We start from the raw sequence: 9,578 nt of genomic DNA, 5'->3' as shown, positions 1-9,578 counted from the left end.
CCGGGCCCGGGGCGTGCGGCGCCGTCGGCGGGCGGGGCACCACGAGCTTGCCCGCGGGCCCCGGCGGGGCGGACATGACCGTCGGCGGCTCCCAGCCGGGCGGGGGCTGCTGCCTCCAGGCGGCGCTGAGCGCGTCGGGCATGCCGAGCGCCTTGGCGCGGGACTTCTTGAGCAACAACAGCATCTCGTCGTGACGCTGCTGGGCGCTGTCGCGCACCGCGCCGCGGGCGATGCGGGCGCGCATGAACGCCATCTCCGTGACGGCCGCCTGGTACTCGGCGACGGCCTTGGCGGCCTGCCGGCCGGAACGGCTGCGCACCGCGCGTCGCCAGCCCCGGCGCCCGGCGAGACTGGCCAGCAGCTCGACCTCGCTCTGCGCGATCCAGCCCGCCGCCGCGAACCCGGGCAGCTGCTCGGCAACCGTGCGCTGCTCGCGACGTCGCTGCCAGACGACGAGGACGACCATCCCGATGAACAGCGGCACCATCACCGCGACGTAGATCGTGATGAACGTCGAGCTGCCGCCCAGGGTGGCCGAGCCGTTCCACAGCGCGTGCAGGGCGACCGCGCACAGGTAGCCGCACAGCACCCAGCCGATTCGGGCGGCGACCGAGCGCGACGCCGCCGCGAGCCCCACCCCGATACCGATCATGGCCGTGAACAGCGGATGGGCGAAGGGGGAGAACACGCCACGCAGCACGAGCACCGTGAGCACGCTGCTCTGCGTGCCCATGCCCTCGGCGAAGGCCCGCCCGATGTAGAGGATGTTCTCGGTGAACGCGAACCCGGCGGCGACCAGCCCGGCGTAGACGATCCCGTCGACGATGCCGTCGATCTCGCGGCGTATGAACACGAGCAGCCCGACGAGGAACAGGCCCTTCATGGCCTCCTCGACGAACGGCGCGATCATCGTGGCGCCCAGGAGGTCGCCGCTGCCCTTGCCGAGCAGCCCGTCGGCGGCGACGGCCGCGCTGGAGTTGATCAGCAGCGCCGACAGGGCCGCGAACCCGGCGCCCCACAGGAACGCCAGCAGCAGCAGCCGCGGCGGTTCGGGCTCCCAGCGGTCGATCCACAGGAACGTGGCGACGACCGGGCCGACCGGCAGCAGCGCACACACCGCACCGACGACGACGGCGCCCGCACCGATCGTCGAGCCCAGGATGCCGATGACGACCAACGCGCAGATGGCGAGGACGACGAGGCCGACGATCGGCGCCAGGACCACCCGGCGATGCCGGGTCCTGGTCGGGATCGCGACGGTGTGGACCTGCGTCATGGGCCCCCAGCCTACGGGGCGCCCCTGCCCGGACGATCAGGTGTCAGCGACCCGGGTACGCGCCGCCCGATCCGGTGGTGCCGCGGTCGGGGCCGTCGGCGCCCGGGTCGTCGGGGGTGCGGCAGCAGCGTTCCAGCCACAACCCACCGCCCAGCAGCACCAGCGCCGAGACGATACCGACGGTCGCGGCGCGGGCGTCGGAACCCGCGGCGTCGACGTCACCGACGTTGGGCAGGACGTACACGAGCAGGCCCAGCCACAGCCCGGAGACGACGGCGCCACCCATCGCCGACGCCTGTGCCACGACGACGGCGCGGGCTGCGACCAGCGGTTCCACCGGCTTCGTGCCGGGGCGGTGCTGGATGCGGGCGCGCAGCATCGTGCCGGCGATGATCTCCGCGGCGCCCAGGACGGCGAGGGTGATGCCGGCGAGCAGCGGGAACGTCGGCAGGGAGCCGTAGGTGAACCGGACGATCAGGTGCGCGACGATCGCCGCGACCAGCCCGGCGACGACGAGGTCGCGCACCCGGACGGGTTTCACGGGCTCGCCCCGACCCGCAGCGGCAGGTCGTCGCGGCGGCGCATCGAGGCGGCGTCCTCCGGCGGCAGCGCCGCGAGCAGCGCCCGGACCGGGCCACGCCCGGCGAGGACCGCGCCGGGGTCGACGTCGAGCCACGGGACGAGCACCGTCGCCCGCTCCGCGGTCCCGGGGTGGGGCAGCAGCAGCTCGGGGTCGTCGCTGCGGACGTCACGGCCGTCGTCGAACACCGCGACGACGTCGACGTCGAGGGTCCGTGGCCCCCAGTGCTGCTCGCGGACGCGGTGCGCCTGCTGCTCCAGGCGCTGCCCGCGGCGCAGCCAGGCCCAGGCGTCGGTGTCCGGGTCGTCGACGACGATCACCGCGTTGAGGAAGTCGGGCTGCTCCACCCCGCCCCAGGGCGGCGTCTCGTAGACCGGCGAGGCGGCGACGAGGACCTCGGCCATGTCGGCGACGACCGCGCGCAGGTGCGCGATCCGGTCGCCGAGGTTGGACCCGAGGCTCAGCACGGCCCTGGTCATGCGGGCACGATCCGGCCGCGGGCGTTGTGGGCCTTGCGCGACCGCCGCGCCACGACGGCGACGTCGGCGAACTCCAGCGGGATCGGGGCCTGCGGTTTGTGGATCGTCACCTCGACGGCCTGCAGGCGCGCGTCGAAGTCCATGAGGTCGTCGGCGACACGGGCGGACACCGTCTCGATGAGGTCGCACGCCTCGCCGCCGACGATCGCCGCTGCGCGCTGGGCGAGGGCGCCGTAGTCGAGGGTGTCGCCGAGGTCGTCGGACGCGGCGGCCGGGGCGAGGTCGAGCCAGGCCGTCACGTCGACGACGAAGTCCTGCCCGTCGCGGCGCTCGTGGTCGAACACGCCGTGGTTGCCGCGGACCCGCAGGCCCCGCAGCTCGATGCGGTCGGTCACCGGTTCGTCCTTCCCGCGCGGTCGGGTGCCGCGCCGAGCCGCCACGCACAGGCGACGGCGATCGCGTCGACCGACGACGCGACGTCGTGCACCCGCACCCCCCACACCCCGGCCGCAGCCGCGAGCGCGGTGACGGCGGCACCCGCGGTCTCGCGGCCGGCGGGCGGGCGGACGCCGGCGCCGTCGGCGAGCAGCGATCCCAGGAACCGCTTGCGTGACGCCCCGACCAGCACGGGGAAGCCCAGGTCGATGAACACGTCGAGGCGGCGCAGCAGCGCCCAGTTGTGGCCGGCGGTCTTGGCGAAGCCCAGCCCCGGGTCGAGCACGATCCGGGACGGGTCGACACCCGCGAGCACCGCCGCGTCGACGCGGGCGACCAGCTCGTCGCGCACCTCGGTGACGACGTCGCCGTAGGTCGCGAGGTCGGCCATCCGGTCGCTGTGGCCGCGCCAGTGCATCAGGATCCACGGCACCCGGGCCTGCGCGACGACGGCGGCCATCCGACCGTCGGCCAGCCCGCCCGACACGTCGTTGACGACGACCGCGCCCGCCTCCAGCGCCGCCTCGGCGACGTCGGCGCGCGTGGTGTCGATGCTGACGGGCACGGCCTCCGCGGTGAGCGCGCGGATCACGGGCAGCACCCGGGCGCGTTCCTCGTCGGCGTCGACGCGGTGCGCGCCGGGGCGCGTCGACTCCCCGCCGATGTCGACGAGGTCGGCGCCCGCGGCACGCAGCCCCACCCCGTGGGCGACGGCGGCGTCGGAGTCGAGGAACCGGCCGCCGTCGGAGAAGGAGTCCGGGGTGACGTTGAGGATTCCCAGGACCGCGCACCGGCCGGGCCGCGGCAGGTCGCGCGTCACGGGTCAGCCTCCCCGGATCAGCGACAGCGCTTCGGCCCGGGACGTCGACGAGGTCGCGAAGAGGCCGCGGACGGCCGACGTCGTCGTCCGCGCCCCTGGCTTGCGGACCCCGCGCATCGCCATGCACAGGTGCTCGGCGTCCATCACGACGATCACGCCGCGCGGCTCCAGCTTGCGTACGAGCGCGTCGGCGACCTGGCCGGTGAGCCGCTCCTGCACCTGCGGGCGTCGCGCGTAGTTCTCGACGACCCGGGCGATCTTGGACAGCCCGGTGACACGGCCGGTGACGTTGGGGATGTAGCCGACGTGCGCGATGCCGTGGAACGGCACCAGGTGGTGCTCGCACGTCGAGAACAGCGGGATGTCCTTGACGAGGATGAGCTCCTGGTGGTCCTCGTCGAACGTCTTGTCCAGCACCGCGTCCGCGTCGGTGTAGAGACCCGCGAACAGCTCTGCGTAGGCGCGTGCGACCCGGGCGGGGGTCTCGCGCAGCCCCTCCCGGTCCGGGTCCTCGCCCACGGCGATCAGCAGCTCGCGGACCGCGGCCTCGGCCCGGGCGTGGTCGATGCCGCGGTGCCCGTTGGTGGTCGTCCGGGCACTCGCGGGGGTGGAAGCCATCGTCAGGACCCCTGCCCGGGGCGTTCGTCGGACCCGTCGACCGGTCGCGTCCCGTTGGTGGGGGCCGCGGTCCCGTCGGGCGGGGTGAGGCTCTCGGTGTCGGGTCCGTGCGCCTGGTGCCCGTTGCCGGTGTGACCGGCGTCGGCGGGTTGCTGCCACTGCGGCGGCGGCCAGGTCTGGCCGGCCGGGGTGGTGGCGGGCCGCCAGTCGGCCGGCGCCCCGTAGTTGGGCGGGACGGCGTTGGGCGGCTGCCCCGGGGCGGGCGGGGCCTGGCGCGGCGGGTGGTGCCCGCCGACCGCCGGCTGGCCCGGCTTCAGCGGCACCTGGTGCGTCGCGTGCTGCTGGGTCTGCGGGAAGCCGCCACCCGGGTAGGGCGGCTGACCGCCCGGCGCGCCACCGTTGGGGCCCGGGGCCGGGACACCGTTGCCGCCGCCCGGGTACGAGCCCACCGGGGCCGGCTCGAGGGCGGGACGGGTGTCGGGCGGCCACGGCTCGCCGCGCTCGCGGGCGCGCTCGGCCGGGGTCTGGATCGGCGGCTTGTCCGACGGCGTGCGGGCGCCGAAGTCGTTGAACGCGGTGATCCGCGGCCGCTTCTCGACCCGGTCGAAGATGCGCTCCAGGTCCTTGCGGGTGAGCGTCTCCTTCTGCAGGAGCTCGAAGACCAGGTCGTCGAGGACGTCGCGGTAGGTGTTGAGGATCTCCCACGCCTCGGTGTGCGCGGCCTCGATGAGCTTGCGCACCTCCTCGTCGATCTCGTGGGCGACCTCGAGCGAGTAGTCGGCCTGGTTGCCCATCGATCGGCCCAGGAACGGGTCGCCCTGCTCGCGGCCGTAGCGGACGGCGCCGAGCTTGGCGCTCATGCCGTACTCGGTGACCATCGCGCGGGCGATCTTCGTGGCCTGGTCGATGTCGGACGACGCGCCCGTCGTCGGCTCGTGGAAGACGAGCTCCTCGGCGCTGCGCCCGCCCATCGCGAACACCAGCCGGCCGATCATCTCCGAGCGGGTCATCAGGCCCTTGTCGTCCTCGGGGACGACGAGCGCGTGCCCGCCGGTGCGGCCGCGCGGCAGGATCGTGAGCTTGTAGACCGGCTCCAGGTCAGGCATCGCCCAGGCGGCGAGCGCGTGCCCGCCCTCGTGGTAGGCGGTGATCTTCTTCTCCTGCTCGGAGATGATCTTGCCCTTGCGCCGGGGCCCGCCGACGACGCGGTCGACCGACTCCTCCAGCGCCGCACCGTTGATCAGCGTGCCGTTCTCGCGCGCGGTGAGCAGCGCCGCCTCGTTGATGACGTTGGCGAGGTCGGCGCCGGACATGCCGACCGTGCGCTTGGCCAGCGCGTCGAAGTCGACGTCGCCCGCGAACGGCTTGCCCTTGGAGTGCACCCCGAGAATGGCCTTGCGACCCGCGAGGTCGGGGGCGCCGACAGGGATCTGGCGGTCGAACCGGCCCGGGCGCAGCAGCGCCGGGTCGAGGATGTCGGGCCGGTTGGTCGCGGCGATCAGGATGATCCCGCCGCGCGCGTCGAAGCCGTCCATCTCGACGAGCAGCTGGTTGAGCGTCTGCTCCCGCTCGTCGTGACCGCCGCCGAGACCGGCGCCGCGCTGGCGGCCGACCGCGTCGATCTCGTCGACGAAGATGATGCAGGGGCTGTTCTGCTTGGCCTGCTCGAACAGGTCACGCACCCGCGAGGCGCCGACACCGACGAACATCTCGACGAAGTCGGAACCCGAGATCGTGTAGAACGGCACGCCCGCCTCGCCCGCGACCGCACGCGCGAGCAGCGTCTTGCCGGTACCGGGCGGGCCGTAGAGCAGCACGCCCTTGGGGATCTTCGCGCCGAGCGCCTGGTAGCGGCCCGGGTTCTGCAGGAAGTCCTTGATCTCGTACAGCTCTTCGACGGCCTCGTCGGCGCCCGCGACGTCGGAGAACGTCGTCTTGGGCATGTCCTTGTTGAGCTGCTTGGCCTTCGACTTGCCGAAGGACATCACCCGGTTGCCGCCGCCCTGGGCGTTGTTCATCATCCAGAACAGGATGAGCAGCACCAGGCCGAGCGGGATCAGGTAGATCAGCATCGACACCAGGAACGAGTCCTGGCGGACGATCGTGTTGTACGTCGGGTTGTTACCGGCCTGACGCAGCGCCTCGAACACCGCACCGGACGACGACGCCGGGTACTGGCTGATGATCTGCGTCGTCTGCGTGCCGGGCAGCGGGTTCGCGAGGGTGAGCCGCAGCCGCTGCTCCTTGTCCTCGATCACCGCGTCCTTGACGTTCCCGCTGGTGATCTGGGCGATCGCGGTGGACGTCGGCTCCTGCGTGTACCCACGGGTGTCGTCGAACAGCGTCGAGAAGGCGAAGTAGACCAGGATCACGACGAGGACCCAGATCAACGGGTTGCGGAGCAGGCGCTTGCGATCCATGCAGCATCGGCCTCGCGGCCTTCACCCTCCCTGGACGGAACATTCCCCGGTCACACCCGGCGCGCGTCGCGGACACGACTCGCGGACTCGCACCGGCCCCGGATCAGCCAGGATAGCCGCCCGTTCCGTCGACCGCGTCACCGCTGCTCAGCTGTGCGATCCGGTCGCGATCGGAGGCTCCCGGCCGGTTCTGTTCACCGGACCGGCACGTGAACGGTCAACGGCCGCGGCGTCGCCGGTGTTCCCGGACCCCGGCGACGGCCCCGGACCGCTGCGACGGAAGGATCGCCCCCGAACGGGTATCCCGCACCGGTCGCGGTCGTTGGGACACCGACGAGCTCGGGGGGACGTATGGCTGCTGCACGGTCCGGGGTCCGGCTCCGCGGGGTGTTCACGGCGGCGGCCGTCACCGCGGCTGTGGTGGTCGTCGGCGCGGTCCTGCCGGCGACGGCCCCGCCCGCGCACGCCGCGCCGACCGTTCCCGCAGCACCGGTTGCAGCAGCACCGGTTGCACCTGCCGCACCCACGTGGGCCCCCGAGTCGTCGGCGGCGATCCACCCCGGCGTGCTGCTGTCGTCGACGGGCGGTGGCGGCCAGTGCACCGCGAACTTCGTGTTCACCGCCGGCGGGCGCACCTTCCTGGGCCAGGCCGCGCACTGCACGGCCACCGGCGAGGCCACCGACACCAACGGCTGCACGTCGACGACGCTGCCGCTAGGCACCGAGGTCGACATCGCGGGCGGGCGCAGGGCGACGCTCGCGTACAGCTCGTGGGCGACCATGCAGGCCCGCGGCGAGACCGACGAGGGCGCCTGCTCGGCCAACGACTTCGCGCTCGTCGAGATCGCCCCGGCCGACGTCGCCGCGGTCAACCCGACGATGCCGTTCTTCGGCGGCCCCACCGGGGTGTCGCGGTCCGGGCTCCCGAAGGGCGCGCAGACCTACACCTACGGCAACTCCCCGCTGCGCGGCGGCGTGAGCGCGCTGAGCCCCAAGGGCGGGGTGTCCAACGGCGACACCGACGGCGGCTGGGGCCACGAGGTCTACACGATGAACCCGGGCGTGCCGGGCGACTCGGGATCGGGCTACCTCGACGCGGACGGCGGGGCCGTCGCGATCCTGTCGACGCTGAACCTCGCACCGCTGCCCGTCAGCAACGGCGTCGCCGACCTCGCCCGCGCCCTGGCCTACGCGAACGCCTACGGCGGGCTGGGCACGATCACGCTGGTGCCGGGCACGCGGGCGTTCACCCCGAACCCGCCCGGCGTGCCCGCGACGGCCGTGGCCGTGCCCGCGGGCCCGCCGCTGGGCGGCTGACCCCTGCTGCCCTGCCGGCTCAGGCGTAGACGGCCGGGTCGAGCGTCCCGATGAACGGCAGGTCGCGGTAGCGCTCCCCGTAGTCGAGCCCGTAGCCGACGACGAACTCGTTGGGGATGTCGAACCCGACGTACTTCACCGGGACGTCGACCTTCACCGCGTCGGGCTTGCGCAGCAGCGTGCACACCTCCAGCGACGCCGGCCGCCGCGACTCGAGGTTCTTCAGCAGCCACGACAGGGTCAGCCCCGAGTCGATGATGTCCTCGACGATCAGGACGTCGCGACCCGCGATGTCGCGGTCGAGGTCCTTGAGGATGCGCACCACACCCGACGACGACGTCGACGAGCCGTACGAGCTGACCGCCATGAACTCCAGCTGCACCGGCCGCGGCAGGGCCCGCGCGAAGTCGGTCATGAACATGACGGCGCCCTTGAGGACGCCGACGAGCAGGAGATCGGTCTCGCGGCCCTCGACGACGTCGCCGTAGTCGCGGCCGACGTGCTCGGCGAGCTCGGCGATCTTGTCTCGGAGCTGCTGCTCGGTGACCAGGACGGACGCGATGTCGCCGTCGTACACGGGGTGTGTCCTCCTCGGGGCCGGCGGCACGCCGGCTGTCGGTGCGGTGGTGTCGGGCCCGTTCCGTCCCGGGCCTACCCGCCGCCCGGGCGCGGCGTCTCGGCCCGGCGCACGACGAGCCTGCCATCTCGACGGACCAGGTCCAAGCCGCCCGGGAGGGCGATCCCGCCCTGACCACGCCATCGACCGACGAGATCGTCGGACGACCGCAGGTGCAGGTCGGTGAGATCGTTCACACCGGCGTCGCGCAGCCAGGCCCGCAGGACCCGCCGGCGGACCGCGGGCGGGACGCCGGCGAGCGCGGCGGCGTGCAGGTCGGGGCCGTGCTCCGCGTCCTGCCGGACCCGGTCGGCGAGCGCGTCGAGGGCGTCGCCGTCGTCGCGGAGCTGGGCGGCGGTGCGGGTCAGCGCCTCGGCGACGCCACCGGCGAGGACGTCCTCCAGCAGCGGCAGCACCTCGTGGCGCAGCCGGACCCGGGTGAAGCGCGGGTCGTCGTTGTGCGGGTCGTTCCACACCCGCACGCCCAGCTCGGCGCACGCGGTGCGGGTGACGGTGCGGCGGACGTCGAGTAGCGGACGGGCCCAGGGCGCGTCCCACGTCCGCATGCCGGCGATCGAGCGCGGCCCGGAGCCCCGGCCGAGGCCCAGCAGGACGGTTTCGGCCTGGTCGTCGAGGGTGTGGGCGAGCAGGACCGGGCTGTGCGGGTCGGGCCGTGCGGCGTGCAGGGCGGCGTAGCGGGCGCGGCGGGCGGCGGCCTCGGTGCCGCCGGGCCCGTCGACGACGACGGTGTGCACGGCCGCGGGGACGCCGAGGCCGGTCAGCGCGGTGACCACCGCTTCGGCGTGGGCGGCGGACCCGTCCTGCAGGCCGTGGTCGACGACGGCCGCGCGCACCCGGCCCGGCAGCTCCGCGGCGGCGGCGAGGGTGAGTGCGAGGGAGTCGGCGCCCCCGGAGCAGCCGACGACGACCGGGGCCGTGGCGGCCTCGGCGGGCAGCTCGGCGAGCGTGCGGCGGACGGCGAGCCGCAGCCGCGCGACGGCCGTCCCGGCGCGGCTC

10 protein-coding genes are annotated in these 9,578 nt (G+C 74.0%); 1 reads left to right on the top strand and 9 read right to left on the bottom strand.

Annotation, left to right across the window (positions count from 1 at the left end; translation table 11 throughout):
- The 7 genes from PSU4_RS29920 to ftsH form a co-directional block, all read right to left on the bottom strand.
- The coding region (locus PSU4_RS29920) for a PrsW family intramembrane metalloprotease (RefSeq protein WP_147115888.1) at nucleotides 1-1,276 on the bottom strand (1,276 nt) is incomplete at its 3' end.
- A gap of 43 nt (nucleotides 1,277-1,319) precedes the next feature.
- The gene (locus PSU4_RS29915) at nucleotides 1,320-1,817 is read right to left on the bottom strand and encodes a DUF3180 domain-containing protein (RefSeq protein WP_147115886.1); all 498 of its coding nucleotides are present in this window, start codon (nucleotides 1,815-1,817) and stop codon (nucleotides 1,320-1,322) included.
- Nucleotides 1,814-2,335 carry a 2-amino-4-hydroxy-6-hydroxymethyldihydropteridine diphosphokinase gene (gene folK, locus PSU4_RS29910; protein WP_147115884.1) on the bottom strand — a complete coding sequence of 174 codons (522 nt, stop codon included), beginning with the start codon at nucleotides 2,333-2,335 and terminating at the stop codon, nucleotides 1,814-1,816. The genes PSU4_RS29915 and folK overlap by 4 nt, the downstream gene beginning before the upstream one ends.
- Nucleotides 2,332-2,730: a dihydroneopterin aldolase gene (folB, locus tag PSU4_RS29905; protein WP_147115882.1), complete on the bottom strand. Its 399-nt coding sequence runs from the start codon at nucleotides 2,728-2,730 to the stop codon at nucleotides 2,332-2,334. Before folB ends, folK begins: the two co-directional genes overlap by 4 nt.
- Entirely contained in the window at nucleotides 2,727-3,590 is an 864-nt protein-coding gene (gene folP / locus PSU4_RS29900) for a dihydropteroate synthase (protein WP_147115880.1), read from the bottom strand. Before folP ends, folB begins: the two co-directional genes overlap by 4 nt.
- 3 nt (nucleotides 3,591-3,593) lie before the next feature.
- Complete coding sequence (gene folE, locus PSU4_RS29895; protein WP_147115878.1) at nucleotides 3,594-4,208, bottom strand: GTP cyclohydrolase I FolE; 615 nt, start codon at nucleotides 4,206-4,208, stop codon at nucleotides 3,594-3,596.
- 2 nt (nucleotides 4,209-4,210) lie between these two features.
- Nucleotides 4,211-6,628: an ATP-dependent zinc metalloprotease FtsH gene (gene ftsH / locus PSU4_RS29890; protein ID WP_147115876.1), complete on the bottom strand. Its 2,418-nt coding sequence runs from the start codon at nucleotides 6,626-6,628 to the stop codon at nucleotides 4,211-4,213.
- Between the two features lie 351 nt (nucleotides 6,629-6,979).
- Between ftsH and PSU4_RS29885 the strand changes: the two genes are divergently transcribed.
- Nucleotides 6,980-7,945, top strand: coding sequence for a serine protease (locus PSU4_RS29885; protein WP_147115874.1), 966 nt, complete (start codon nucleotides 6,980-6,982; stop codon nucleotides 7,943-7,945).
- Nucleotides 7,946-7,964: 19 nt separating this feature from the next.
- Here PSU4_RS29885 and hpt read toward each other — a convergent pair whose 3' ends face one another.
- Together hpt and tilS are read right to left on the bottom strand one after the other, a co-directional pair.
- Complete coding sequence (gene hpt / locus PSU4_RS29880) at nucleotides 7,965-8,522, bottom strand: hypoxanthine phosphoribosyltransferase (RefSeq protein ID WP_147115872.1); 558 nt, start codon at nucleotides 8,520-8,522, stop codon at nucleotides 7,965-7,967.
- A gap of 74 nt (nucleotides 8,523-8,596) precedes the next feature.
- Nucleotides 8,597-9,550: a tRNA lysidine(34) synthetase TilS gene (gene tilS / locus PSU4_RS29875; RefSeq protein WP_147115891.1), complete on the bottom strand. Its 954-nt coding sequence runs from the start codon at nucleotides 9,548-9,550 to the stop codon at nucleotides 8,597-8,599.
- Nucleotides 9,551-9,578: the final 28 nt, after the last annotated feature.

The organism is Pseudonocardia sulfidoxydans NBRC 16205, from assembly GCF_007989085.1.
Classification (GTDB): Bacteria; Actinomycetota; Actinomycetes; order Mycobacteriales; family Pseudonocardiaceae; genus Pseudonocardia; species Pseudonocardia sulfidoxydans.
This window is presented reverse-complemented; position numbering and strand designations above follow the sequence as displayed.